Source organism: Escherichia sp. UTM R2 (assembly GCF_048593455.1).
GTDB classification, from domain to species: domain Bacteria; phylum Pseudomonadota; class Gammaproteobacteria; order Enterobacterales; family Enterobacteriaceae; genus Escherichia; species Escherichia coli.
This window is the reverse complement of the sequence record NZ_JBFWDY010000002.1, coordinates 4,548,799-4,575,231: the sequence shown is the minus strand read 5'-3', so window position 1 is coordinate 4,575,231 and position 26,433 is coordinate 4,548,799. Positions and strand designations below refer to the sequence as shown.

Below are 26,433 nucleotides of genomic sequence, written 5' to 3'. Positions count from 1 at the left end.
TATATCAATTTCCGCAATAAATTTCCTGTCATATAGTGAATTCAATCTCGCAAACGCGAACCGAACAATAAGAAGCACAACATCACGAGGAATCACCATGGCTAACTACTTCAATACACTGAATCTGCGCCAGCAGCTGGCACAGCTGGGCAAATGTCGCTTTATGGGCCGCGATGAATTCGCCGATGGCGCGAGCTACCTTCAGGGTAAAAAAGTAGTCATCGTCGGCTGTGGCGCACAGGGTCTGAACCAGGGCCTGAACATGCGTGATTCTGGTCTCGATATCTCCTACGCTCTGCGTAAAGAAGCGATTGCCGAGAAGCGCGCGTCCTGGCGTAAAGCGACCGAAAATGGTTTTAAAGTGGGTACTTACGAAGAACTGATCCCACAGGCGGATCTGGTGATTAACCTGACGCCGGACAAGCAGCACTCTGATGTAGTGCGCACCGTACAGCCACTGATGAAAGACGGCGCGGCGCTGGGCTACTCGCACGGTTTCAACATCGTCGAAGTGGGCGAGCAGATCCGTAAAGATATCACCGTAGTGATGGTTGCGCCGAAATGCCCAGGCACCGAAGTGCGTGAAGAGTACAAACGTGGGTTCGGCGTACCGACGCTGATTGCCGTTCACCCGGAAAACGATCCGAAAGGCGAAGGCATGGCGATTGCCAAAGCCTGGGCGGCTGCAACCGGTGGTCACCGTGCGGGTGTGCTGGAATCGTCCTTCGTTGCGGAAGTGAAATCTGACCTGATGGGCGAGCAAACCATCCTGTGCGGTATGTTGCAGGCTGGCTCTCTGCTGTGCTTCGACAAGCTGGTGGAAGAAGGTACCGATCCAGCATACGCAGAAAAACTGATTCAGTTCGGTTGGGAAACCATCACCGAAGCACTGAAACAGGGCGGCATCACCCTGATGATGGACCGTCTCTCTAACCCGGCGAAACTGCGTGCTTATGCGCTTTCTGAACAGCTGAAAGAGATCATGGCACCCCTGTTCCAGAAACATATGGACGACATCATCTCCGGCGAATTCTCTTCCGGTATGATGGCGGACTGGGCCAACGATGATAAGAAACTGCTGACCTGGCGTGAAGAGACCGGCAAAACCGCGTTTGAAACCGCGCCGCAGTATGAAGGCAAAATCGGCGAGCAGGAGTACTTCGATAAAGGCGTACTGATGATCGCGATGGTGAAAGCGGGCGTTGAACTGGCGTTCGAAACCATGGTCGATTCCGGCATCATTGAAGAGTCTGCATATTATGAATCACTGCACGAGCTGCCGCTGATTGCCAACACCATCGCCCGTAAGCGTCTGTACGAAATGAACGTGGTTATCTCTGATACCGCTGAGTACGGTAACTATCTGTTCTCTTACGCTTGTGTGCCGTTGCTGAAACCGTTTATGGCAGAGCTGCAACCGGGCGACCTGGGTAAAGCTATTCCGGAAGGCGCGGTAGATAACGGGCAACTGCGTGATGTGAACGAAGCGATTCGCAGCCATGCGATTGAGCAGGTAGGTAAGAAACTGCGCGGCTATATGACAGATATGAAACGTATTGCTGTTGCGGGTTAAGTGCGCGCTGATGCCCTCACCCCGACCCTCTCCCACAGGGAGAGGGAGAAAACACTCAAGGCCTTCTCCTGGAGAAGGCCTTGCTATTAGTTGCGGTACAGCACCTTAATGATGTGATATCCGAACTGGGTGTGCAGCGGGCCGGTCGGCTCCAGTACCGGACAAGAGAAAACCACTTTATCGAACGCCGGAACCATCTGACCCTGGCGGAATTCACCTAAATCACCGCCGCGTTTGCCTGATGGGCAAATGGAGTGTTTCTTCGCCAGCTTGCCGAAATCGGCACCGTTCTTAATCTGCTCGAGAAGATCCAGAGCCAGTTTCTCTTCTTTTACAAGGATATGCAGTGCTGCTGCTGTTTTTGCCATGATCGTGCCTTGAGTGAATAATTGTCAGGCGGCGATTTTAGCATGATCCGCAGATGCTAACGTAATTGTCAGTCAGGGAGGGGCTGGTACATATATGGCAAAAGCCCGGAAAATCCGGGCTTCGCAGGTCCCTCAAGGGGAGAAAACTTAGGGCCTCTATGGGCTACAAAGTCATTATCGGGGATGGTTATTTTATTGTCAATTTATGAGCGATATGGCATTGATTGACTTGATGACCGCCCTCTGTATGTCTGCAACCAACTCATGTGGCAAACATTGATTAAGATACCCTCTGTAAGTCCTTGCTCTATTTAATCGGTTTCGACTGACTTGTTGTACCAGGTCGGCTTTGGCCCAACGAATCTGCTGATCAAAGAATTGCAGGCCATTGATAACATTACTGGCTATTTCAACATGCATTCCACGATTTAACTTGTCATGATCGCGAGTGGTTGATAATGGAACGACGATACATGCGTTGCCATTAATTTTTCCGTTGAGCACGACAACTAACCTGTTTTTTATCATTTCAGGAGGAATGCGGCCATCGTAATACGTGGTGCTGAACTGTCCATTCTGGATAACAGGATAGTTACCAAAGTTGCATTCCAGTATTTCACCAACCTTAGGGCTGAAATTAATCGCCACGAGTAAACCTCTCCTTAGTAAACTCTGAAAAAGTAATAACACAACGTTACGACCCGATATTTTCTAAGTCTAATGGATTCACGATGAACTCCGGTTTCGGTCTTCTCTCTCTGATTTAAACATCCGCAGCCAACCGGTTAGCGGCTTACACGCGGTCACATTCAAATGCGATTCTGCTACAATCCTCCCCCCGTTCGAAGATTGAGCAATACACCTATGCGTCTAAACCCCGGCCAACAACAAGCTGTCGAATTCGTTACCGGCCCCTGCCTGGTGCTGGCGGGCGCGGGTTCCGGTAAAACTCGTGTGATCACCAATAAAATCGCCCATCTGATCCGCGGTTGCGGTTATCAGGCGCGACATATCGCGGCGGTGACCTTTACCAATAAGGCGGCGCGCGAGATGAAAGAGCGTGTCGGGCAGACGCTGGGTCGCAAAGAGGCGCGCGGGCTGATGATCTCCACTTTTCACACGCTGGGGTTGGATATCATCAAACGCGAGTATGCGGCGCTTGGGATGAAGGCGAACTTTTCGCTGTTTGACGATACCGATCAGCTTGCTTTGCTTAAAGAGTTGACCGAGGGGCTGATTGAAGATGACAAAGTTCTCCTGCAACAACTGATTTCGACCATCTCTAACTGGAAGAATGATCTCAAAACACCGTCCCAGGCGGCAGCAAGTGCGATTGGCGAGCGGGACCGTATTTTTGCCCATTGTTATGGGCTGTATGATGCACACCTGAAAGCCTGTAATGTGCTCGACTTCGATGATCTGATTTTATTGCCGACGCTACTTCTGCAACGCAATGAAGAAGTCCGCGAGCGCTGGCAGAACAAAATTCGCTACCTGCTGGTGGACGAATATCAGGACACCAACACCAGCCAGTATGAACTGGTGAAACTGCTGGTGGGCAGCCGCGCGCGCTTTACCGTGGTGGGTGACGATGACCAGTCGATCTACTCCTGGCGCGGCGCACGTCCGCAAAACCTGGTGCTGCTGAGCCAGGATTTTCCGGCGCTGAAGGTGATTAAGCTTGAGCAGAACTACCGCTCTTCCGGACGTATTTTGAAAGCGGCGAACATCCTGATCGCCAATAATCCGCACGTCTTTGAAAAGCATCTGTTCTCCGAACTGGGTTACGGCACAGAGCTAAAAGTTTTAAGCGCGAATAACGAGGAACATGAAGCCGAGCGCGTTACTGGCGAACTGATCGCCCATCACTTCGTCAATAAAACGCAGTACAAAGATTACGCCATTCTTTATCGCGGTAACCATCAGTCGCGGGTGTTTGAAAAATTCCTGATGCAAAACCGCATCCCATACAAAATATCTGGTGGTACGTCGTTTTTCTCTCGTCCTGAAATCAAGGACTTGCTGGCTTATCTGCGCGTGCTGACTAACCCGGACGATGACAGCGCATTTCTGCGTATCGTTAACACGCCGAAGAGAGAGATTGGCCCGGCGACGCTGAAAAAGCTGGGTGAGTGGGCGATGACGCGCAATAAAAGCATGTTTACCGCCAGCTTTGATATGGGCCTGAGTCAGACGCTTAGCGGACGTGGTTATGAAGCATTGACCCGCTTTACTCACTGGTTGGCAGAAATCCAGCGTCTGGCGGAGCGGGAGCCGATTGCCGCGGTGCGCGATCTGATCCACGGCATGGATTATGAATCCTGGCTGTACGAAACATCGCCCAGCCCGAAAGCCGCCGAAATGCGCATGAAGAACGTCAACCAACTGTTTAGCTGGATGACGGAGATGCTGGAAGGCAGCGAACTGGATGAGCCGATGACGCTCACCCAGGTGGTGACGCGCTTTACTTTGCGCGACATGATGGAGCGTGGTGAGAGTGAAGAAGAGCTGGATCAGGTGCAACTGATGACTCTGCACGCGTCAAAAGGGCTGGAGTTTCCTTATGTCTACATGGTCGGTATGGAAGAAGGATTTTTGCCGCACCAGAGCAGCATCGATGAAGATAATATCGATGAGGAGCGGCGGCTGGCCTATGTCGGCATTACCCGCGCCCAGAAGGAATTGACCTTTACGCTGTGTAAAGAACGCCGTCAGTACGGCGAGCTGGTGCGCCCGGAGCCGAGCCGCTTTTTGCTGGAGCTGCCGCAGGATGATCTGATTTGGGAACAGGAGCGCAAAGTGGTCAGCGCCGAAGAACGGATGCAGAAAGGGCAAAGCCATCTGGCGAATCTGAAAGCGATGATGGCGGCAAAACGAGGGAAATAATCAAGGCCGGAAAAGATGCGTCAGCATCGCATCCGGCACTTACTCATTAATGCACTTCCAGCGGCCAGTGGACATAGCTCTGCCACTGGCTTTCCTGAGCAATAATCTCTTTACCCAGCGGATGTTGGGTTAGCCAACCTTGCGGAAGCGTCAAGGTCAACAGTTCATGGTTAGCCTGTAATGTCATCTCTGGCACGAGATCGTCACGGCGACGGCTGGCAAAAATGATGGCCAGGCGGAGTAAACGGCAGAGTTGTTCTGCGACGCGCGGCGGTACGGCATTTTGCTGATGCAGCGATGAGAGATCGACCGGATTAGTCTGGTTGAGCAGTAGCGTCGCCAGCAATTTTTTCTGTGCGGGGGTAAAACCGGGAAGATCCAGATTACGCACCAGATAAGCAGCGTGTTGCGGCGCTTGTTTAAAGTCAACGCTCAGGCCGATTTCATGAAGCTGACAGGCGCTGATGAGCAAATCGCGGCTTATTGCTTCAAGATGCCATTCCTTTTCCACCTGATCGAAGAAGTTAGCCGCAACTTTGGCTACGCGCTGCGCCTGATCAATATCGATCATAAAGCGGCGCTGAATATTACGCAGCGTACGGCTGCGAATATCCTGCTCGACGGCCAGATGCAACATGCCGTAGACCAGGCCTTCACGCAGCGCACCGCCCGCCAGGGTCATACACTGAATATTCAGTTCGGTAAAAATGGCGATCAGGATCGCCAGACCACTCGGGAACACTAACGCACGTTCCAGCGTCAGCCCGTCAATCTCCAGTTCCTCCAGCCGACCGCAATGAATGGCTCGCTGTTTCAATTGCTGCAACTTTTCCAGGGTAATGCGTTCATCCATCCCCTGTGCCATCATGATTTCCTGTAACGCCTGCACGGTGCCGGAAGCACCAACGCACACTTTCCAGCCGTGATACCGTAATTCATCGGCAACCGGACGTAACACTTCGCGTGCCGCTTTTTCTGCAGCATCAAAATTTTCCTGCCCCAGATTACGATCGGCAAAATAGCGTTCCAGCCAGGTGACGCAGCCCATCGACAGGCTGAACAACGAGGTGGTTTGTGCACCCGTGCCGGTTACCAGTTCAGTACTGGCACCGCCTATATCCACCACCAGGCGCTGATCGGCACCGCCAGTTGTGTGAGCAACGCCCTGATAAATCAGACGTGCTTCCTCTTCACCGCTGATCACCTGTACCGGACAACCGAGGATTTCCTGCGCTTTGGCAATAAAATCACCCGCATTGACGGCAAGACGTAATGTCGCCGTAGCGACAACGCGAATTTGCGAGGGAGGGATATCTTGCAGACGTTCAGCAAACAGGCGCAGACATTGCCAACCGCGCTCCATTGCTTCATTAGACAGGGCATTTTCGCTATTCAGGCCAGCAGCCAGACGCACTTTGCGTTTTATTCGCGTCAGCGTCTGGATGCTTCCAGCCACCTCGCGCACAACCAGCATATGAAAACTATTCGAACCGAGATCAATGGCTGCATACAGCGACGAGGTGGAACCCATACTCTTCATCCTTCAATCTGTCTCTGTGTTGGCTGCATTCTTTCACCTGAATCACTTACTACAGTATGCTCATCGGGATTCATTCTCTTGCCATCTTGATACAGTTTGAATGATTTTGAGTATGGCATTTTATTTAACCTGAACGACGACGATTACGCGGAGCGCCAGTACGACGCGGACCATTGCCTGTACGTGGGCGCGTGAGGCGCAGCGGTTTTGGCAGATCGGTCATCAATGCGTCCGGATTGTATTTGCTTACCGGAATTGAGTGACCAATATAGGTCTCAATAGCAGGCAAATTCAATGCATACTCTTCACACGCCAGGCTGATAGAGTGACCGCTTGCGCCTGCGCGACCTGTACGACCAATACGGTGAACGTAATCTTCACAGTCATCGGGTAAATCGTAGTTAAAGACGTGCGTCACTGCCGGAATATGCAAACCACGCGCGGCAACGTCGGTGGCAACCAGAATATCCAGATCGCCACGGGTAAATTCATCAAGAATACGCAGACGTTTTTTCTGCGCGACATCGCCTGTCAACAAACCGACACGATGACCATCTGCCGCCAGGTGGCCCCAGATCTCTTCACAACGGTGTTTGGTATTGGCGAAAATAATCGCTCTGTCTGGCCACTCTTCTTCGATCAGCGTTTGCAGCAAACGCATTTTTTCTTCGTTAGAAGGGTAGAAAAGCTCTTCTTTAATACGGTGGCCCGTTTTCTGTTCCGGTTCCACTTCAATATATTCGGCATTGTTCATCTGCTCAAACGCCAGTTCACGTACCCGGTACGAAAGCGTGGCAGAGAACAGCATGTTGAGGCGCTGGTTTGCAGGCGGCATACGGCGGAACAGCCAGCGGATATCTTTAATAAAGCCCAGATCGTACATGCGATCGGCTTCGTCCAGTACCACCACCTGAATGGCACCGAGGTTAATGTGGTTCTGCTTGGCGTAGTCAATTAAACGCCCCGTGGTGCCAATCAGAATGTCAACGCCGCTTTCCAGCACTTTCAGCTGTTTGTCGTAGCCATCACCACCGTAAGCCAGACCCAGCTTCAGGCCAGTAGCTTCCGCCAGCGGTTCTGCGTCGGCATGGATCTGCACGGCAAGTTCACGCGTCGGTGCCATAATTAAGGCACGCGGCTGATTCACCTTGCGATCGGCAATCGCAGGATGAGAGAGAAGATAATGAAACGTTGACGTAAGAAACGCCATCGTTTTCCCGGTACCGGTTTGCGCCTGCCCGGCTACGTCACGACCCGCCAGCGTCAGCGGAAGGGCCAGTGCCTGAATGGGCGTACAGTTATGAAACCCTTTTTTTTCAAGGGCTTCTACAACCTTCGGATGCAGGGCGAAGTCGGAAAACTTCTGTTCTGTTAAATGTGTTTTGCTCATAGTGTGGTAGAATATCAGCTTACTATTGCTTTACGAAAGCGTATCCGGTGAAATAAAGTCAACCTTTAGTTGGTTAATGTTACACCAACAACGAAACCAACACGCCAGGCTTATTCCTGTGGAGTTATATATGAGCGATAAAATTATTCACCTGACTGACGACAGTTTTGACACGGATGTACTCAAAGCGGACGGGGCGATCCTCGTCGATTTCTGGGCAGAGTGGTGCGGTCCGTGCAAAATGATCGCCCCGATTCTGGATGAAATCGCTGACGAATATCAGGGCAAACTGACCGTTGCAAAACTGAACATCGATCAAAACCCTGGCACTGCGCCGAAATATGGCATCCGTGGTATCCCGACTCTGCTGCTGTTCAAAAACGGTGAAGTGGCGGCAACCAAAGTGGGTGCACTGTCTAAAGGTCAGTTGAAAGAGTTCCTCGACGCTAACCTGGCGTAAGGGAATTTCATGTTCGGGTGCCCCGTCGCTAAAAACTGGACGCCCGGCGTGAGTCATGCTAACTTAGTGTTGACTTCGTATTAAACATACCTTATTAAGTTTGAATCTTGTAATTTCCAACGCTTCCCGTTTTATCTTAAATGCGAAGTGAACAGATTTCTGGCTCGTCACTCAATCCGTCTTGTCGTTTCAGTTCTGCGTACTCTCCTGTGACCAGGCAGCGAAAAGACATGAGTCGATGACCGTAAACAGGCATGGATGATCCTGCCATACCATTCACAACATTAAGTTCGAGATTTACCCCAAGTTTAAGAACTCACACCACTATGAATCTTACCGAATTAAAGAATACGCCGGTTTCTGAGCTGATCACTCTCGGCGAAAATATGGGGCTGGAAAACCTGGCTCGTATGCGTAAGCAGGACATTATTTTTGCCATCCTGAAGCAGCACGCAAAGAGTGGCGAAGATATCTTTGGTGATGGCGTACTGGAGATATTGCAGGATGGATTTGGTTTCCTCCGTTCCGCAGACAGCTCCTACCTCGCCGGTCCTGATGACATCTACGTTTCCCCTAGCCAAATCCGCCGTTTCAACCTCCGCACTGGTGATACCATCTCTGGTAAGATTCGCCCGCCGAAAGAAGGTGAACGCTATTTTGCGCTGCTGAAAGTTAACGAAGTTAACTTCGACAAACCTGAAAACGCCCGCAACAAAATCCTCTTTGAGAACTTAACCCCGCTGCACGCAAACTCTCGTCTGCGTATGGAACGTGGTAACGGTTCTACTGAAGATTTAACTGCTCGCGTACTGGATCTGGCATCACCTATCGGTCGTGGTCAGCGTGGTCTGATTGTGGCACCGCCGAAAGCCGGTAAAACCATGCTGCTGCAGAACATTGCTCAGAGCATTGCTTACAACCACCCGGATTGTGTGCTGATGGTTCTGCTGATCGACGAACGTCCGGAAGAAGTAACCGAGATGCAGCGTCTGGTAAAAGGTGAAGTTGTTGCTTCTACCTTTGACGAACCCGCATCTCGCCACGTTCAGGTTGCGGAAATGGTGATCGAGAAGGCCAAACGCCTGGTTGAGCACAAGAAAGACGTTATCATTCTGCTCGACTCCATCACTCGTCTGGCGCGCGCTTACAACACCGTTGTTCCGGCGTCAGGTAAAGTGTTGACCGGTGGTGTGGATGCCAACGCCCTGCATCGTCCGAAACGCTTCTTTGGTGCGGCGCGTAACGTGGAAGAGGGCGGCAGCCTGACCATTATCGCGACGGCGCTTATCGATACCGGTTCTAAAATGGACGAAGTTATCTACGAAGAGTTTAAAGGTACAGGCAACATGGAACTGCACCTCTCTCGTAAGATCGCTGAAAAACGCGTCTTCCCGGCTATCGACTACAATCGTTCTGGTACCCGTAAAGAAGAGCTGCTCACGACTCAGGAAGAACTGCAGAAAATGTGGATCCTGCGCAAAATCATTCACCCGATGGGCGAAATCGATGCAATGGAATTCCTCATTAATAAACTGGCCATGACCAAGACCAATGACGATTTCTTCGAAATGATGAAACGCTCATAAATTTGTCTTATGCCAAAAACGCCACGTGTTTACGTGGCGTTTTGCTTTTATATCTGTAATCTTAATGCCGCGCTGGCGATGTTAGGAAAATTCCTGGAATTTGCTGGCGTGTTATGCAATTTGCATATCAAATGGTTAATTTTTGCACAGGACTGGTGGGTTCGGAACGGACTTTCCCTTCTGAATAAAGGTCTTCGTGGTTATACTTCTGCTAATAATTTTCTCTGAGAGCATGCATTGTGAATTTACTGACAGTGAGTACTGATCTCATCAGTATTTTTTTATTCACGACACTGTTTCTGTTTTTTGCCCGTAAGGTGGCAAAAAAAGTCGGTTTAGTGGATAAACCAAACTTCCGCAAACGTCACCAGGGATTGATACCTCTCGTTGGGGGGATTTCGGTTTACGCAGGGATTTGCTTCACGTTCGGAATTGTCGATTACTATATTCCGCATGCATCTCTCTATCTCGCTTGTGCCGGTGTGCTTGTTTTCATTGGCGCGCTGGATGACCGTTTTGATATCAGCGTAAAAATCCGTGCCACCATACAGGCCGCTGTTGGCATTGTTATGATGGTGTTCGGCAAGCTTTATCTCAGTAGCCTGGGTTATATCTTTGGCTCCTGGGAGATGGTGCTCGGACCGTTTGGTTACTTCCTGACGCTATTTGCCGTCTGGGCGGCCATTAATGCGTTCAACATGGTTGATGGCATTGATGGCTTGCTGGGCGGGTTGTCCTGCGTCTCGTTTGCAGCAATCGGTATGATTTTGTGGTTCGACGGGCAAACCAGCCTCGCAATCTGGTGCTTTGCGATGATCGCCGCCATCCTGCCATACATCATGCTTAACCTTGGTATCCTGGGTCGCCGCTACAAAGTCTTTATGGGGGATGCGGGCAGTACGCTGATTGGTTTTACCGTTATCTGGATCCTGCTCGAAACGACCCAGGGCAAAACCCATCCCATCAGCCCGGTTACCGCTTTGTGGATAATCGCCATTCCGCTAATGGATATGGTGGCGATTATGTACCGTCGCCTGCGTAAAGGCATGAGCCCATTCTCTCCTGACCGTCAGCATATTCACCATTTGATCATGCGTGCCGGGTTTACTTCCCGTCAGGCGTTTGTGCTGATTACCCTTGCCGCAGCACTGCTCGCTTCCATTGGCGTGCTGGCAGAATATTCTCATTTTGTCCCGGAGTGGGTCATGCTGGTGCTCTTTTTGCTAGCATTCTTCCTCTATGGATATTGCATTAAGCGTGCCTGGAAAGTTGCTCGCTTTATTAAGCGCGTAAAACGCAGACTGCGTAGAAATCGTGGTGGCAGCCCCAATTTAACCAAATAAATGAGGATGTGATGACACAACCAATGCCTGGGAAACCGGCCGAAGACGCTGAAAATGAACTGGATATTCGTGGGTTGTTTCGTACCTTGTGGGCTGGGAAGCTATGGATTATTGGCATGGGGCTGGCGTTTGCGTTAATCGCGCTGGCGTATACGTTTTTTGCTCGTCAGGAGTGGAGCTCGACGGCGATTACCGATCGTCCAACGGTGAATATGCTGGGGGGATATTACTCACAGCAGCAATTTTTGCGTAACCTGGATGTCCGTTCAAACATGGCTTCTGCCGACCAACCATCGGTCATGGACGAAGCCTATAAAGAGTTTGTTATGCAACTGGCCTCGTGGGATACCCGCAGAGAGTTCTGGCTGCAAACCGACTATTACAAACAGCGGATGGTGGGCAACAGCAAAGCCGATGCGGCGTTGCTGGATGAAATGATTAACAACATCCAGTTTATCCCCGGAGACTTTACCCGCGCGGTCAATGACAGCGTGAAGCTTATTGCTGAAACCGCGCCTGACGCTAATAACCTGTTACGTCAGTATGTTGCTTTTGCCAGCCAGCGTGCAGCCAGCCATCTGAATGATGAGCTGAAAGGCGCATGGGCGGCGCGTACCATCCAGATGAAAGCACAGGTGAAGCGTCAGGAAGAGGTGGCGAAAGCCATCTACGACCGCCGGATGAACAGTATTGAACAGGCGCTGAAAATTGCTGAGCAGCATAATATTTCGCGCAGTGCGACAGATGTGCCTGCCGAGGAATTACCTGATTCAGAAATGTTCCTGCTTGGGCGTCCAATGCTCCAGGCTCGACTGGAAAATTTACAGGCCGTCGGTCCGGCCTTTGATCTCGACTATGATCAGAATCGGGCCATGTTAAACACCCTGAATGTTGGTCCAACCCTGGATCCGCGTTTTCAGACCTATCGCTATTTGCGTACGCCGGAAGAACCGGTAAAACGCGATAGCCCACGTCGTGCCTTCCTGATGATTATGTGGGGCATTGTCGGGGGGCTGATCGGGGCTGGTGTCGCATTAACCCGCCGTTGCTCGAAATAGCAACACTGCTGCGGTGAGCGCAAAGGCGCTCACCGCTTATTCGAAGAGAATCGATGTGAAAGTACTGACTGTATTTGGTACGCGCCCGGAAGCCATCAAGATGGCTCCGTTGGTGCATGCGTTGGCAAAAGATCCTTTTTTTGAGGCTAAAGTTTGCGTCACTGCGCAGCATCGGGAGATGCTTGATCAGGTGCTGAAACTCTTTTCCATTGTACCTGACTACGATCTCAACATAATGCAGCCAGGACAGGGCCTGACAGAGATAACCTGTCGGATTCTGGAAGGGCTAAAACCTATTCTTGCCGAGTTCAAACCAGACGTCGTGCTGGTTCACGGCGACACAACGACGACGCTGGCAACCAGCCTGGCGGCGTTTTATCAGCGTATTCCTGTTGGTCACGTTGAGGCTGGTCTGCGCACGGGCGATCTCTATTCGCCGTGGCCGGAAGAGGCTAACCGTACATTGACCGGGCATCTGGCGATGTATCACTTCTCTCCAACCGAAACTTCCCGGCAAAACTTGCTGCGTGAAAACGTTGCGGATAGCCGAATCTTCATTACTGGTAATACAGTTATTGATGCACTGTTATGGGTGCGTGACCAGGTGATGAGCAGCGACACGCTGCGTTCAGAACTGGCGGCAAATTACCCGTTTATCGACCCCGATAAAAAGATGATTCTGGTGACCGGTCACAGGCGTGAAAGTTTCGGTCGTGGCTTTGAAGAAATCTGCCACGCGCTGGCAGACATCGCCACCACGCACCAGGACATCCAGATTGTCTATCCGGTGCATCTCAACCCGAACGTCAGAGAGCCGGTCAATCGCATTCTGGGGCATGTGAAAAATGTCATTCTGATCGATCCCCAGGAGTATTTACCGTTTGTCTGGCTGATGAACCACGCCTGGCTGATTTTGACCGACTCAGGCGGCATTCAGGAAGAAGCGCCTTCGCTGGGGAAACCTGTGCTGGTGATGCGCGATACCACTGAGCGTCCGGAAGCGGTGACGGCGGGTACGGTGCGTCTGGTAGGCACGGATAAGCAGCGAATTGTCGAGGAAGTGACGCGTCTTTTAAAAGACGAAAACGAATATCAAGCTATGAGCCGCGCCCATAACCCGTATGGTGATGGTCAGGCATGCTCTCGCATTCTGGAAGCGTTAAAAAATAATCGGATATCACTATGAGTTTTGCGACCATTTCTGTTATCGGACTGGGTTATATCGGGCTGCCAACGGCAGCAGCGTTTGCCTCACGGCAAAAACAGGTAATTGGTGTCGATATCAACCAACATGCGGTTGATACCATCAATCGTGGCGAAATCCATATCGTCGAACCTGATTTGGCGAGTGTAGTAAAAACTGCCGTAGAAGGCGGTTTTTTACGAGCGAGCACGACGCCAGTTGAAGCGGATGCCTGGCTGATTGCTGTACCCACGCCGTTTAAGGGCGATCATGAGCCAGATATGACCTACGTTGAATCGGCTGCTCGCTCCATTGCGCCAGTGCTGAAAAAAGGCGCGCTGGTGATCCTTGAATCCACCTCGCCGGTGGGGTCAACCGAGAAGATGGCAGAATGGTTAGCAGAGATGCGTCCAGATCTCACTTTCCCGCAGCAGGTGGGCGAGCAGGCGGACGTCAACATTGCTTACTGCCCGGAACGCGTGTTACCAGGACAGGTAATGGTCGAGCTGATTAAAAACGATCGCGTGATTGGTGGTATGACGCCGGTTTGTTCGGCCCGCGCCAGCGAACTGTACAAAATTTTCCTCGAAGGTGAGTGTGTCGTCACTAACTCGCGGACGGCGGAAATGTGTAAGCTCACCGAAAACAGCTTCCGCGATGTGAATATCGCTTTTGCTAATGAATTGTCGCTGATTTGTGCCGATCAGGGGATTAACGTCTGGGAACTGATTCGCCTGGCGAATCGTCACCCTCGCGTTAATATTCTTCAGCCTGGCCCTGGCGTGGGCGGTCACTGCATTGCTGTTGATCCGTGGTTTATCGTGGCACAGAACCCCCAGCAGGCGCGGCTTATCCGTACCGCGCGCGAAGTGAACGATCACAAACCGTTCTGGGTTATCGATCAGGTGAAAGCGGCGGTGGCTGATTGCCTGGCGGCTACCGATAAACGCGCCAGTGAACTGAAAATCGCCTGCTTTGGTCTGGCGTTTAAACCGAATATTGATGACCTGCGCGAAAGCCCGGCGATGGAAATCGCTGAACTGATCGCCCAGTGGCATAGCGGCGAAACTCTGGTTGTTGAGCCTAACATCCACCAGTTGCCGAAAAAACTGACCGGGCTTTGTACTCTGGCGCAGCTTGACGAGGCGCTGGCAACGGCAGACGTGCTGGTGATGCTGGTCGATCATAGTCAGTTCAAAGTTATCAATGGCGACAATGTCCATCAGCAGTATGTCGTCGATGCCAAAGGAGTCTGGCGCTGATGAGAAAAATTCTGATAACAGGTGGTGCCGGGTTTATTGGCTCGGCGCTGGTGCGTTATATCATCAACGAAACGAGCGACGCGGTGGTAGTGGTCGATAAGCTGACCTACGCCGGAAACCTGATGTCGCTGGCACCGGTCGCGCAAAGCGAGCGCTTTGCCTTTGAGAAAGTTGATATCTGCGATCGGGCAGAACTGGCACGCGTATTCACTGAGCATCAGCCAGACTGTGTCATGCATCTGGCAGCCGAAAGCCATGTTGACCGTTCTATTGACGGCCCGGCAGCGTTTATTGAAACCAACATTGTCGGGACTTATACATTGCTTGAAGCGGCGCGGGCTTACTGGAATGCGCTAACGGAAGATAAAAAATCAGCGTTCCGTTTTCATCATATCTCCACTGACGAAGTATATGGTGACCTGCACTCGACGGATGATTTCTTCACCGAAACCACGCCGTATGCGCCGAGCAGCCCTTATTCCGCGTCAAAAGCCAGCAGCGACCATCTGGTGCGCGCCTGGCTGCGGACCTACGGTCTGCCGACGCTTATCACCAACTGCTCGAATAACTACGGTCCTTACCACTTTCCGGAAAAACTGATCCCGCTGATGATCCTCAACGCGCTGGCGGGTAAATCGCTGCCGGTATATGGCAACGGGCAGCAAATCCGTGACTGGCTGTATGTGGAAGATCACGCTCGCGCGCTGTATTGCGTGGCGACCACCGGGAAAGTCGGTGAAACCTATAATATTGGTGGTCACAACGAGCGTAAGAATCTCGATGTTGTGGAAACCATTTGCGAGCTGCTGGAAGAACTGGCTCCGAACAAGCCGCACGGCGTGGTGCACTATCGTGACTTGATCACCTTTGTCGCTGACCGTCCGGGGCATGATCTGCGTTATGCCATTGATGCTTCGAAAATTGCCCGTGAACTTGGCTGGCTGCCGCAGGAAACCTTTGAAAGTGGAATGCGTAAAACGGTGCAGTGGTATCTGGCTAATGAAAGCTGGTGGAAGCAGGTGCAGGACGGCAGCTATCAGGGCGAGCGTTTAGGTCTGAAAGGCTAATTTTCAGCGGAGGCAAACATGAAAGGTATTATCCTGGCGGGCGGTTCCGGCACCCGATTGCATCCGATTACGCGCGGCGTATCGAAGCAACTGTTGCCGATTTACGATAAGCCAATGATTTACTATCCGCTGTCGGTGCTGATGCTGGCCGGTATCCGCGAAATTCTCATCATCACTACGCCGGAAGATAAAGGTTATTTCCAGCGCCTGCTGGGCGATGGTAGTGAGTTCGGTATCCAGCTGGAATATGCCGAACAGCCCAGCCCGGACGGTCTGGCGCAGGCCTTTATCATCGGTGAAACCTTCCTTAATGGTGAACCTTCTTGTCTGGTGCTGGGCGATAACATCTTCTTCGGTCAGGGCTTCAGTCCGAAGCTGCGTCATGTTGCGGCGCGCACCGAAGGGGCGACGGTTTTTGGCTATCAGGTGATGGACCCGGAACGCTTTGGCGTGGTGGAGTTTGACGACAATTTCCGCGCTATCTCGCTGGAAGAAAAGCCAAAACAGCCGAAGTCAAACTGGGCGGTGACCGGACTTTATTTCTACGACAGTAAAGTCGTGGAGTACGCAAAGCAGGTGAAGCCGTCGGAGCGTGGTGAACTGGAGATTACCTCCATCAACCAGATGTACCTCGAGGCGGGCAACCTGACCGTTGAACTGCTCGGGCGCGGATTTGCCTGGCTGGACACTGGCACTCACGACAGCCTGATTGAAGCCAGCACCTTTGTACAGACGGTGGAAAAACGCCAGGGCTTTAAGATTGCCTGCCTGGAAGAGATCGCCTGGCGTAACGGCTGGCTTGATGACGAAGGCGTGAAGCGCGCCGCCAGTTCATTAGCGAAAACCGGCTACGGCCAATATCTGCTGGAGTTACTTCGTGCCCGTCCGCGCCAGTATTGAGCCACTAACCTGGGAAAACGCCTTCTTTGGTGTTAACAGCGCCATTGTGCGTATTAGTCCTGACGCGGCACTCCTGACGCCAGACGCCTTAGCGCCGTGGTCACGGGTGCAGGCCAAAATTGCGGCATCAAATACGGGTGAACTGGATGCCCTGCAACAGCTGGGATTCTCCCTGGTAGAAGGTGAAGTTGATTTGGCGCTACCCGTGAACAATGTCAGTGATAGCGGTGCAGTAGTGGCACAAGAGACCGATATTCCCGCATTACGTCAGTTAGCCAGCGCCGCATTTGCGCAAAGCCGTTTTCGTGCGCCGTGGTATGCGCCTGACGCTAGCGGTCGCTTTTATGCACAGTGGATTGAAAATGCCGTGCGCGGCACCTTTGATCATCAATGTCTGATTTTACGTGCGGCGTCCGGCGATATTCGCGGTTATGTCTCTTTACGGGAACTCAATGCGACAGATGCGCGAATTGGCCTGCTGGCTGGACGCGGTGCAGGTGCTGAGCTAATGCAAACGGCGCTAAACTGGGCGTATGCTCGCGGTAAAACAACTTTGCGGGTGGCGACCCAGATGGGCAACACCGCCGCGCTTAAACGATACATACAAAGTGGTGCGAATGTAGAAAGCACCGCGTACTGGTTATACAGGTGATCACATGATTCCATTTAACGCACCGCCGGTGGTGGGAACCGAACTCGACTATATGCAGTCGGCAATGGGTAGCGGCAAACTGTGCGGCGATGGTGGTTTTACCCGTCGCTGCCAGCAGTGGCTGGAGCAACGTTTTGGCAGCGCCAAAGTGTTACTGACGCCGTCCTGCACCGCTTCGCTGGAGATGGCGGCGCTGCTGCTCGATATCCAGCCTGGCGATGAAGTGATCATGCCGAGCTACACCTTTGTCTCCACCGCCAATGCCTTTGTGCTGCGTGGCGCGAAAATCGTCTTTGTGGATGTTCGCCCGGACACCATGAATATCGACGAAACGTTGATTGAAGCGGCGATCACCGACAAAACGCGCGTTATCGTGCCGGTCCATTACGCGGGTGTGGCCTGCGAAATGGACACCATTATGGCGTTGGCGAAAAAGCATAATCTGTTTGTGGTGGAAGATGCCGCTCAGGGCGTGATGTCCACTTATAAAGGGCGTGCACTGGGAACCATTGGTCATATTGGCTGCTTTAGCTTCCATGAAACCAAAAACTACACGGCGGGTGGTGAAGGCGGCGCGACGCTGATTAACGATAAAGCGTTGATCGAACGAGCCGAGATCATCCGTGAAAAGGGCACTAACCGCAGCCAGTTCTTCCGTGGTCAGGTCGATAAATATACCTGGCGCGATATCGGCTCCAGCTATTTGATGTCCGATCTGCAAGCTGCGTACCTGTGGGCGCAACTGGAGGCAGCGGATCGTATCAACCAGCAACGTCTGGCGCTGTGGCAAAACTACTACGATGCGTTAGCGCCTCTGGCGAAAGCCGGGCGTATCGAGCTGCCGTCGATTCCCGATGGCTGCGTGCAGAACGCGCATATGTTCTACATTAAACTGCGGGATATTGATGACCGGAGCGCATTGATTAACTTTCTGAAAGAAGCGGAAATCATGGCGGTGTTCCATTACATTCCGCTGCACGGTTGCCCTGCGGGGGAACGCTTTGGTGAGTTCCACGGTGAAGATCGCTACACCACCAAAGAGAGCGAGCGCCTGCTGCGCCTGCCGCTGTTCTACAACCTGTCGCCCGTCAATCAGCGTACGGTAATTGCGACTTTGTTGAACTACTTCTCCTGATATGTCGTTGGCGAAAGCGTCCTTGTGGACGGCGGCCAGTACACTGGTCAAGATTGGTGCCGGGTTACTGGTCGGTAAGTTGCTGGCGGTGTCATTTGGTCCGGCGGGGCTTGGGCTGGCGGCAAATTTCCGCCAGTTGATTACCGTGCTCGGCGTGCTTGCCGGGGCTGGCATCTTTAACGGTGTAACCAAATACGTTGCCCAGTACCATGATAATCCGCAGCAGCTGCGCCGCGTGGTCGGCACTTCATCAGCGATGGTACTTGGTTTCTCTACGCTGATGGCGCTGGTTTTTGTGCTGGCAGCTGCGCCAATCAGCCAGGGATTGTTTGGTAATACCGACTATCAGGGGCTGGTGCGTTTAGTAGCGCTGGTGCAAATGGGGATCGCCTGGGGCAACCTGTTACTGGCGCTGATGAAAGGCTTTCGCGATGCCGCAGGTAATGCGTTATCGCTGATTGTCGGCAGCTTGATTGGCGTTCTCGCGTACTACGTCAGTTACCGTTTGGGCGGTTATGAAGGGGCGTTGCTGGGGCTGGCGCTGATTCCCGCGCTGGTGGTAATTCCTGCCGCCATCATGTTGATCAAACGTGGTGTCATCCCGTTAAGCTATCTGAAACCCAGCTGGGATAACGGTCTGGCAGGGCAGTTGAGCAAATTTACGCTCATGGCGTTGATTACGTCGGTGACCTTGCCTGTTGCTTACATCATGATGCGTAAACTGCTGGCGGCGCAGTATAGCTGGGATGAGGTGGGGATCTGGCAAGGGGTGAGCAGTATTTCCGATGCCTACCTGCAATTTATTACGGCATCGTTCAGCGTATATTTGCTGCCCACGTTGTCGCGGCTAACGGAAAAGCGCGATATCACCCGGGAAGTGGTTAAATCGCTGAAATTCGTCTTACCGGCAGTGGCGGCGGCGAGTTTTACCGTCTGGTTGCTGCGTGATTTTGCTATCTGGCTGCTGTTGTCGAATAAATTTACCGCTATGCGCGATCTCTTTGCCTGGCAGTTAGTGGGTGATGTGTTAAAAGTGGGCGCTTATGTCTTTGGTTATCTGGTGATCGCCAAAGCGTCACTGCGGTTTTATATTCTGGCGGAAATCAGCCAGTTCACTTTATTGATGGTATTTGCCCACTGGCTAATCCCTGCGCATGGCGCACTGGGCGCAGCACAGGCCTATATGGCAACCTATATCGTCTATTTTTCTCTTTGTTGTGGCGTGTTTTTACTCTGGCGTAGGCGGGCATGACTGTACTGATTCACGTTCTGGGATCGGATATCCCTCACCATAACCGAACCGTTCTGCGGTTTTTCAACGACGCGCTGGCCGCGACGAGCGAGCACGCGCGCGAGTTTATGGTTGTTGGCAAGGACGACGGCTTAAGTGATAGCTGTCCGGCGCTTTCTGTGCAATTTTTCCCTGGGAAAAAATCGCTGGCGGAAGCGGTCATCGCGAAAGCAAAAGCTAACCGTCAGCAGCGTTTTTTCTTCCACGGTCAGTTCAATCCCAAACTGTGGCTGGCTCTGCTGAGTGGTGGCATTAAGCCCAGCCAGTTTTTCTGGCATATCTGGGGAGCAGACCTGTATGAGCTTTCCAGTGGCTTGAGATATAAGCTTTTTTACCCGCTACGTCGCCTGGCGCAAAAGAGAGTCGGCTGTGTATTTGCCACCCGCGGTGATTTGAGCTTTTTTGCCAAAACGCATCCAAAGGTGCGGGGAGAACTGCTGTACTTCCCGACGCGGATGGACCCTTCTCTTAATACGATGGCGAACGATCGGCAATGTGAAGGGAAAATGACCATTCTGGTGGGCAACTCCGGCGACCGCAGCAATGAGCATATTGCTGCCTTGCGCGCCGTTCATCAGCAATTTGGCGATACGGTAAAAGTGGTGGTGCCGATGGGATATCCGCCTAATAACGAAGCGTACATCGAGGAAGTTCGTCAGGCGGGGCTGGAGTTATTCAGCGAAGAAAATCTGCAAGTTCTGAGCGAAAAACTGGAATTTGACGCCTATCTGACGCTACTTCGTCAGTGCGATCTTGGTTACTTTATTTTTGCCCGCCAGCAGGGCATTGGTACGCTGTGCTTACTGATTCAGGCGGGCATTCCTTGTGTGCTTAACCGGGAAAATCCGTTCTGGCAGGATATGACGGAACAGCATTTGCCGGTGCTGTTTACTACCGACGATCTCAACGAGGATATTGTGCGTGAAGCGCAGCGCCAGTTGGCGTCGGTGGATAAAAACACCATTGCCTTCTTTAGCCCTAACTATCTACAAGGCTGGCAGCGGGCGTTGGCGATTGCCGCCGGGGAGGTCGCATGAGTCTGCTGCAATTCAGTGGCCTGTTTGTTGTCTGGCTGCTCTGCACGCTGTTTATTGCCACGCTGACCTGGTTTGAGTTTCGCCGTGTGCGTTTTAACTTCAATGTCTTCTTTTCATTGCTGTTTTTGCTCACCTTTTTCTTCGGCTTCCCGCTGACCAGCGTGCTGGTATTTCGCTTTGATGTTGGTGTCGCGCCGCCAGAAATCTTGTTGCAGGCGTTGCTTTCTGCGGGCTGCTTCTACGCGGTTTACTATGTCACCTACAAAACCCGCCTACGCAAACGCGTTGCTGATGTACCGCGCCGTCCGCTGTTTACCATGAACCGCGTGGAGACCAATCTCACGTGGGTGATCCTGATGGGCATTGCGTTGGTAAGCGTCGGCATCTTCTTCATGCACAACGGTTTTTTGCTGTTCCGTCTTAACTCCTACAGTCAGATCTTCTCCAGTGAAGTCTCCGGCGTGGCGTTAAAACGTTTCTTTTACTTTTTCATCCCGGCGATGCTGGTGGTCTACTTTCTGCGCCAGGACAGCAAAGCGTGGCTGTTTTTCCTCGTCAGCACGGTCGCCTTTGGCTTGCTGACTTATATGATTGTCGGCGGCACTCGCGCCAATATCATCATCGCATTCGCTATCTTCCTGTTTATTGGCATTATTCGCGGCTGGATTTCGTTGTGGATGCTGGCGGCGGCGGGTGTGCTGGGGATTGTGGGCATGTTCTGGCTGGCGTTAAAACGCTATGGAATGAATGTGAGCGGCGATGAAGCGTTCTATACGTTTCTCTATCTCACTCGCGACACCTTTTCACCGTGGGAGAATCTGGCGTTGCTGTTGCAGAACTACGACAACATCGACTTCCAGGGCCTGGCTCCAATTGTCCGCGATTTCTATGTCTTTATCCCTTCCTGGCTGTGGCCGGGTCGCCCGAGTATGGTGCTGAACTCAGCCAACTACTTTACCTGGGAAGTGCTGAATAACCACTCCGGACTGGCGATCTCGCCTACGCTTATAGGCTCACTGGTGGTGATGGGCGGCGCGTTGTTCATCCCGCTCGGGGCGATTGTGGTTGGCCTGATCATCAAATGGTTCGACTGGCTGTATGAGCTGGGCAACCGCGAGACTAATCGCTATAAGGCTGCGATATTACACAGTTTCTGCTTCGGGGCGATCTTCAATATGATCGTGCTGGCGCGTGAAGGGCTGGATTCGTTTGTCTCACGCGTGGTCTTTTTTATCGTGGTCTTCGGCGCATGTCTGATGATCGCAAAACTGTTGTACTGGCTTTTTGAAAGCGCCGGACTCATTCATAAACGTACAAAATCATCGCTCCGGACGCAGATTGAAGGATAACAATGAATAACACCACCACGGCACCGACCTATACACTGCGTGGCTTACAGTTGATTGGTTGGCGTGATATGCAGCACGCCCTCGATTATCTGTTTGCTGACGGGCAGCTTAAGCAGGGAACGCTGGTTGCCATTAATGCCGAAAAAATGCTGACCATTGAAGATAACGCCGAGGTCCGGGAGTTAATTAACGCTGCCGAATTTAAATATGCGGATGGCATCAGCGTTGTACGTTCAGTACGTAAAAAGTACCCGCAGGCGCAGGTTTCCCGCGTTGCCGGGGCCGATCTCTGGGAAGAGCTGATGGCGCGCGCAGGCAAAGAAGGGACGCCGGTATTTCTTGTGGGCGGTAAACCTGAAGTGCTGGCGCAAACTGAAGCTAAACTGCGCAACCAGTGGAATGTGAATATCGTTGGCAGTCAGGATGGTTATTTTAAACCCGAGCAGCGTCAGGCGCTGTTTGAACGCATTCATGCCAGCGGTGCGCAAATCGTCACTGTTGCGATGGGATCGCCAAAGCAGGAGATCTTCATGCGCGACTGCCGTCTGGTGCATCCGGATGCGCTGTATATGGGCGTTGGCGGGACTTACGATGTTTTCACCGGTCACGTAAAACGTGCACCGAAAATCTGGCAAACGCTGGGACTGGAGTGGCTCTACCGCCTGCTTTCGCAGCCGAGCCGCATTAAGCGTCAGCTTCGTTTGCTGCGTTATTTACGCTGGCACTACACCGGCAACCTCTGATTTTCCTCTCTTTGTAAAGCGACGGAGTGGTCACTCCGTCGCCTGTCTGCTTTTTTATTACACAAAGCATTCAAATTTTTAATGCTTTATTTGCCATTTCTCCTGAATTACGAAAACATTCGCAACACTCGATGTACCCATAACGATAACCGGTAACACCGGAAAGCATGCAAACACAACACGAGGATTTATGGCAGATAACAAACCAGAGCTACAGCGTGGGCTGGAAGCTCGACATATCGAACTCATCGCCCTGGGGGGCACCATTGGCGTCGGCCTGTTTATGGGGGCCGCCAGTACCCTGAAGTGGGCCGGGCCATCCGTATTGTTGGCCTATATCATCGCCGGGCTATTCGTCTTTTTCATCATGCGTTCAATGGGCGAAATGTTGTTCCTCGAACCGGTTACCGGTTCGTTCGCCGTTTATGCGCATCGTTATATGAGCCCGTTTTTTGGCTATCTCACCGCCTGGTCTTACTGGTTTATGTGGATGGCTGTGGGGATCTCAGAAATCACCGCCATTGGCGTTTATGTCCAGTTCTGGTTCCCGGAGATGGCGCAGTGGATACCCGCATTGATCGCGGTGGCGCTGGTGGCGTTGGCGAATCTGGCGGCGGTGCGGTTGTACGGCGAAATCGAGTTCTGGTTCGCAATGATCAAAGTCACCACGATTATCGTGATGATTGTTATTGGCCTGGGCGTGATTTTCTTTGGCTTTGGCAATGGCGGGCAGTCGATTGGTTTTAGCAATCTCACAGAGCATGGCGGTTTCTTTGCGGGTGGCTGGAAAGGGTTCCTGACCGCGCTGTGTATTGTGGTAGCGTCCTACCAGGGCGTGGAACTAATTGGCATTACTGCCGGTGAAGCGAAGAATCCGCAGGTGACGCTGCGCAGTGCCGTAGGCAAGGTGCTGTGGCGAATCCTGATTTTCTACGTAGGCGCGATTTTCGTTATCGTCACCATCTTCCCGTGGAATGAAATAGGCAGCAACGGTAGCCCGTTCGTACTGACTTTCGCCAAAATCGGCATTACCGCAGCGGCGGGCATTATCAACTTTGTGGTGCTGACGGCTGCGCTCTCTGGCTGTAACAGCGGCATGTACAGTTGCGGACGTATGCTCTATGCACTGGCGAAAAACCGTCAGTTACCGGCGGCAATGGCGAAAGTTTCCCGTCACGGCGTACCGGTTGCGGGTGTGGCAGTATCTATTGCTATTCTGCTAATTGGCTCATGCCTGAACTACATCATTCCCAATCCGCAGCGTGTGTTTGTCTACGTCTACAGTGCCAGCGTGCTTCCGGGGATGGTGCCATGGTTTGTGATATTGATAAGCCAGCTGCGTTTTCGGCGTGCACATAAAGCGGCGATTGCCAGCCATCCGTTCCGCTCAATCCTGTTCCCGTGGGCCAACTACGTAACAATGGCATTCCTGATTTGCGTTTTGATCGGCATGTACTTTAATGAAGATACGCGTATGTCGCTGTTTGTTGGCATCATCTTTATGCTGGCGGTGACGGCGATTTATAAAGTTTTTGGCCTTAATCGCCACGGGAAAGCGCATAAACTGGAGGAATAAGCAGCAAAACGCACAAACCGTAACCAAACGCGCAATTTATTTAAAAAGGGACTAGACAGAGGGGTGGGAAGTCCGTATTATCCACCCCCGCAACGGCGCTAAGCGCCCGTAGCTCAGCTGGATAGAGCGCTGCCCTCCGGAGGCAGAGGTCTCAGGTTCGAATCCTGTCGGGCGCGCCATTTAGTCCCGGCGCTTGAGCTGCGGTGGTAGTAATATCGCGTAACAAGATTTGTAGTGGTGGCTATAGCTCAGTTGGTAGAGCCCTGGATTGTGATTCCAGTTGTCGTGGGTTCGAATCCCATTAGCCACCCCATTATTAGAAGTTGTGACAATGCGAAGGTGGCGGAATTGGTAGACGCGCTAGCTTCAGGTGTTAGTGTCCTTACGGACGTGGGGGTTCAAGTCCCCCCCCTCGCACCACGACTTTAAAGAATTGAACTAAAAATTCAAAAAGCAGTATTTCGGCGAGTAGCGCAGCTTGGTAGCGCAACTGGTTTGGGACCAGTGGGTCGGAGGTTCGAATCCTCTCTCGCCGACCAATTTTGAATCCCGCTTCGGCGGGGTTTTTTGTTTTCTGTGCATTTCGTCACCCTCCCTTCGCAATAAACGCCCGTAATAACTCATTGCCCCACGGTATGATTTCGCCCTTAACGTATTGAAGGATGACTTCAGGCAAGGAGTGACCATGCTGCAACAGGTTCCAACGCGTGCTTTTCATGTGATGGCGAAACCGAGCGGTTCCGATTGTAATCTGAACTGTGACTACTGTTTTTATCTCGAAAAACAATCCCTTTACCGCGAAAAGCCAGTCACGCATATGGACGATGACACGCTGGAAGCGTATGTCCGTCACTATATCGCTGCCAGCGAAACCCAAAACGAAGTGGCTTTTACCTGGCAGGGCGGCGAACCAACGTTACTCGGGCTGGATTTTTACCGCCGTGCCGTGGCGCTACAGGCGAAATATGGTGCTGACAGGAAGATAAGTAACAGCTTCCAGACTAATGGCGTGCTGCTTGATGACGAATGGTGTGCATTTCTGGCAGAAAATCATTTTCTTGTTGGGTTATCGCTGGATGGTCCGGCTGAGATCCACAATCAATATCGCGTGACCAAAGGCGGCAGACCAACGCATAAGCTGGTGATGCGTGCCCTGACGCTCCTGCAAAAACATCATGTCGACTATAACGTGCTGGTCTGCGTAAATCGCACCAGTGCGTTACAACCTTTGCAAGTCTATGATTTTCTGTGTGATGCAGGCGTTGAGTTTATCCAGTTTATTCCTGTGGTCGAACGCCTGGCTGATGAAACGGCTGTTCATGCTGGACTTAAGCTACATGCTCCCGGCGATATTCAGGGCGAACTGACGGAATGGTCGGTACGCCCCGAGGAGTTCGGTGAATTTTTGGTGGCGATATTCGACCACTGGATCAAACGCGACGTCGGCAAGATTTTCGTGATGAATATCGAATGGGCGTTTGCCAATTTTGTCGGTGCGCCAGGAGCGGTTTGCCATCATCAGCCAACCTGTGGGCGCTCGGTGATTGTTGAACACAACGGCGACGTTTACGCCTGCGATCACTATGTTTATCCGCAATATCGACTGGGGAATATGCTTCAGCAGACAATTGCAGAAATGGTAGATTCCCCGCAACAGCAGGTGTTTGGTGAAGATAAATTTAAGCAGTTACCGGCGCAGTGTCGCAGTTGCAACGTGTTAAAAGCGTGCTGGGGAGGCTGTCCGAAACACCGCTTTATGCTCGATGCCAGCGGTAAACCGGGGCTGAATTATTTGTGTGCCGGGTATCAGCGTTATTTCCGCCATCTACCGCCATATCTTAAAGCAATGGCTGATTTGCTGGCGCACGGTCGTCCGGCCAGCGACATTATGCAGGCGCATTTGATGGTGGTGAATAAGTAGAAATCGGCGGCCGCCTGCGGTTGATTGCCGGATGCGGCGTGAACGCCTTATCCGGCCTATAATCCTTGCAAATTCAATAAATTGCAGCGTTCTGTAGGCTGGATAAGATGCGT

At 52.1% G+C, this 26,433-nt stretch carries 23 protein-coding genes and 4 tRNA genes; 23 read left to right on the top strand and 4 right to left on the bottom strand.

The genetic code is table 11. The features are described from left to right. The first annotated feature begins 97 nt into the window (after positions 1-97). A complete protein-coding gene (ilvC, locus tag AB4H76_RS22850; RefSeq protein WP_000024939.1) occupies positions 98-1,573 on the top strand; it encodes a ketol-acid reductoisomerase in 1,476 nt (491 codons plus the stop codon). Positions 1,574-1,659: 86 nt separating this feature from the next. Here ilvC and ppiC read toward each other — a convergent pair whose 3' ends face one another. Both ppiC and AB4H76_RS22840 read right to left on the bottom strand, forming a co-directional pair. Next, positions 1,660-1,941 carry a peptidylprolyl isomerase PpiC gene (gene ppiC, locus AB4H76_RS22845; protein WP_001140251.1) on the bottom strand — a complete coding sequence of 94 codons (282 nt, stop codon included), beginning with the start codon at positions 1,939-1,941 and terminating at the stop codon, positions 1,660-1,662. Between the two features lie 198 nt (positions 1,942-2,139). Next, positions 2,140-2,589: a type II toxin-antitoxin system PemK/MazF family toxin gene (locus AB4H76_RS22840; RefSeq protein WP_000996683.1), complete on the bottom strand. Its 450-nt coding sequence runs from the start codon at positions 2,587-2,589 to the stop codon at positions 2,140-2,142. 216 nt (positions 2,590-2,805) lie between these two features. On the opposite strand from AB4H76_RS22840, the gene rep reads away from it, so the two are divergent. After that, on the top strand, positions 2,806-4,827 hold the full coding sequence (gene rep, locus AB4H76_RS22835) for a DNA helicase Rep (RefSeq protein WP_001238884.1): 2,022 nt from the start codon (positions 2,806-2,808) through the stop codon (positions 4,825-4,827). Positions 4,828-4,873: 46 nt separating this feature from the next. On the opposite strand, the gene gppA is transcribed toward rep, so the two are convergent. Together gppA and rhlB are read right to left on the bottom strand one after the other, a co-directional pair. Continuing rightward, entirely contained in the window at positions 4,874-6,358 is a 1,485-nt protein-coding gene (gppA, locus tag AB4H76_RS22830) for a guanosine-5'-triphosphate,3'-diphosphate diphosphatase (RefSeq protein WP_001299253.1), read from the bottom strand. 133 nt (positions 6,359-6,491) lie between these two features. Next, positions 6,492-7,757 carry an ATP-dependent RNA helicase RhlB gene (gene rhlB / locus AB4H76_RS22825; RefSeq protein ID WP_000047499.1) on the bottom strand — a complete coding sequence of 422 codons (1,266 nt, stop codon included), beginning with the start codon at positions 7,755-7,757 and terminating at the stop codon, positions 6,492-6,494. A gap of 130 nt (positions 7,758-7,887) precedes the next feature. Between rhlB and trxA the strand changes: the two genes are divergently transcribed. The 21 genes from trxA (at position 7,888) to AB4H76_RS22720 (ending at position 26,320) form a co-directional block, all read left to right on the top strand. Beyond that, positions 7,888-8,217 carry a thioredoxin TrxA gene (trxA, locus tag AB4H76_RS22820; protein ID WP_001280776.1) on the top strand — a complete coding sequence of 110 codons (330 nt, stop codon included), beginning with the start codon at positions 7,888-7,890 and terminating at the stop codon, positions 8,215-8,217. A gap of 140 nt (positions 8,218-8,357) precedes the next feature. Next, on the top strand, positions 8,358-8,459 hold the full coding sequence (gene rhoL, locus AB4H76_RS22815) for a rho operon leader peptide RhoL (RefSeq protein WP_001295255.1): 102 nt from the start codon (positions 8,358-8,360) through the stop codon (positions 8,457-8,459). 84 nt (positions 8,460-8,543) lie between these two features. Continuing rightward, on the top strand, positions 8,544-9,803 hold the full coding sequence (gene rho, locus AB4H76_RS22810; RefSeq protein ID WP_001054527.1) for a transcription termination factor Rho: 1,260 nt from the start codon (positions 8,544-8,546) through the stop codon (positions 9,801-9,803). Between the two features lie 239 nt (positions 9,804-10,042). Continuing rightward, the gene (gene wecA / locus AB4H76_RS22805; protein WP_001050960.1) at positions 10,043-11,146 is read left to right on the top strand and encodes a UDP-N-acetylglucosamine--undecaprenyl-phosphate N-acetylglucosaminephosphotransferase; all 1,104 of its coding nucleotides are present in this window, start codon (positions 10,043-10,045) and stop codon (positions 11,144-11,146) included. An 11-nt stretch (positions 11,147-11,157) separates the two neighbouring features. Next, the gene (gene wzzE, locus AB4H76_RS22800) at positions 11,158-12,204 is read left to right on the top strand and encodes an ECA polysaccharide chain length modulation protein (RefSeq protein ID WP_001295256.1); all 1,047 of its coding nucleotides are present in this window, start codon (positions 11,158-11,160) and stop codon (positions 12,202-12,204) included. Positions 12,205-12,259: 55 nt separating this feature from the next. Further along, positions 12,260-13,390 carry a non-hydrolyzing UDP-N-acetylglucosamine 2-epimerase gene (gene wecB, locus AB4H76_RS22795; RefSeq protein ID WP_000866670.1) on the top strand — a complete coding sequence of 377 codons (1,131 nt, stop codon included), beginning with the start codon at positions 12,260-12,262 and terminating at the stop codon, positions 13,388-13,390. Then, complete coding sequence (gene wecC, locus AB4H76_RS22790; RefSeq protein WP_000006621.1) at positions 13,387-14,649, top strand: UDP-N-acetyl-D-mannosamine dehydrogenase; 1,263 nt, start codon at positions 13,387-13,389, stop codon at positions 14,647-14,649. Before wecB ends, wecC begins: the two co-directional genes overlap by 4 nt. Continuing rightward, on the top strand, positions 14,649-15,716 hold the full coding sequence (rffG, locus tag AB4H76_RS22785) for a dTDP-glucose 4,6-dehydratase (RefSeq protein ID WP_021574853.1): 1,068 nt from the start codon (positions 14,649-14,651) through the stop codon (positions 15,714-15,716). The genes wecC and rffG overlap by 1 nt, the downstream gene beginning before the upstream one ends. A gap of 18 nt (positions 15,717-15,734) precedes the next feature. Continuing rightward, entirely contained in the window at positions 15,735-16,616 is an 882-nt protein-coding gene (gene rfbA, locus AB4H76_RS22780) for a glucose-1-phosphate thymidylyltransferase RfbA (protein ID WP_000676056.1), read from the top strand. Further along, a complete protein-coding gene (gene rffC / locus AB4H76_RS22775; RefSeq protein WP_001145168.1) occupies positions 16,594-17,268 on the top strand; it encodes a dTDP-4-amino-4,6-dideoxy-D-galactose acyltransferase in 675 nt (224 codons plus the stop codon). Before rfbA ends, rffC begins: the two co-directional genes overlap by 23 nt. Before the next feature lie 4 nt (positions 17,269-17,272). Then, positions 17,273-18,403 carry a dTDP-4-amino-4,6-dideoxygalactose transaminase gene (rffA, locus tag AB4H76_RS22770; protein ID WP_000612044.1) on the top strand — a complete coding sequence of 377 codons (1,131 nt, stop codon included), beginning with the start codon at positions 17,273-17,275 and terminating at the stop codon, positions 18,401-18,403. A gap of 1 nt (position 18,404) precedes the next feature. Beyond that, positions 18,405-19,655, top strand: a complete 1,251-nt coding sequence (wzxE, locus tag AB4H76_RS22765) for a lipid III flippase WzxE (protein WP_000050260.1) — start codon at positions 18,405-18,407, stop codon at positions 19,653-19,655. After that, positions 19,652-20,731 carry a TDP-N-acetylfucosamine:lipid II N-acetylfucosaminyltransferase gene (gene rffT / locus AB4H76_RS22760; protein ID WP_000217220.1) on the top strand — a complete coding sequence of 360 codons (1,080 nt, stop codon included), beginning with the start codon at positions 19,652-19,654 and terminating at the stop codon, positions 20,729-20,731. Before wzxE ends, rffT begins: the two co-directional genes overlap by 4 nt. Further along, complete coding sequence (gene wzyE, locus AB4H76_RS22755; RefSeq protein WP_000055131.1) at positions 20,728-22,080, top strand: ECA oligosaccharide polymerase; 1,353 nt, start codon at positions 20,728-20,730, stop codon at positions 22,078-22,080. Before rffT ends, wzyE begins: the two co-directional genes overlap by 4 nt. Before the next feature lie 2 nt (positions 22,081-22,082). Further along, a complete protein-coding gene (gene wecG / locus AB4H76_RS22750; RefSeq protein ID WP_001066626.1) occupies positions 22,083-22,823 on the top strand; it encodes a lipopolysaccharide N-acetylmannosaminouronosyltransferase in 741 nt (246 codons plus the stop codon). A gap of 190 nt (positions 22,824-23,013) precedes the next feature. Next, positions 23,014-24,399 carry a bifunctional threonine/serine APC transporter ThrP gene (gene thrP / locus AB4H76_RS22745; protein WP_000774731.1) on the top strand — a complete coding sequence of 462 codons (1,386 nt, stop codon included), beginning with the start codon at positions 23,014-23,016 and terminating at the stop codon, positions 24,397-24,399. Between the two features lie 102 nt (positions 24,400-24,501). Then, a tRNA-Arg gene (locus tag AB4H76_RS22740) sits at positions 24,502-24,578 on the top strand. A gap of 58 nt (positions 24,579-24,636) precedes the next feature. Beyond that, positions 24,637-24,712 (top strand) — tRNA-His (locus tag AB4H76_RS22735). Between the two features lie 20 nt (positions 24,713-24,732). Continuing rightward, a tRNA-Leu gene (locus AB4H76_RS22730) sits at positions 24,733-24,819 on the top strand. A gap of 42 nt (positions 24,820-24,861) precedes the next feature. Then, positions 24,862-24,938 (top strand) — tRNA-Pro (locus AB4H76_RS22725). Positions 24,939-25,084: 146 nt separating this feature from the next. Then, the gene (locus AB4H76_RS22720; RefSeq protein WP_000941547.1) at positions 25,085-26,320 is read left to right on the top strand and encodes an anaerobic sulfatase maturase; all 1,236 of its coding nucleotides are present in this window, start codon (positions 25,085-25,087) and stop codon (positions 26,318-26,320) included. Positions 26,321-26,433: the final 113 nt, after the last annotated feature.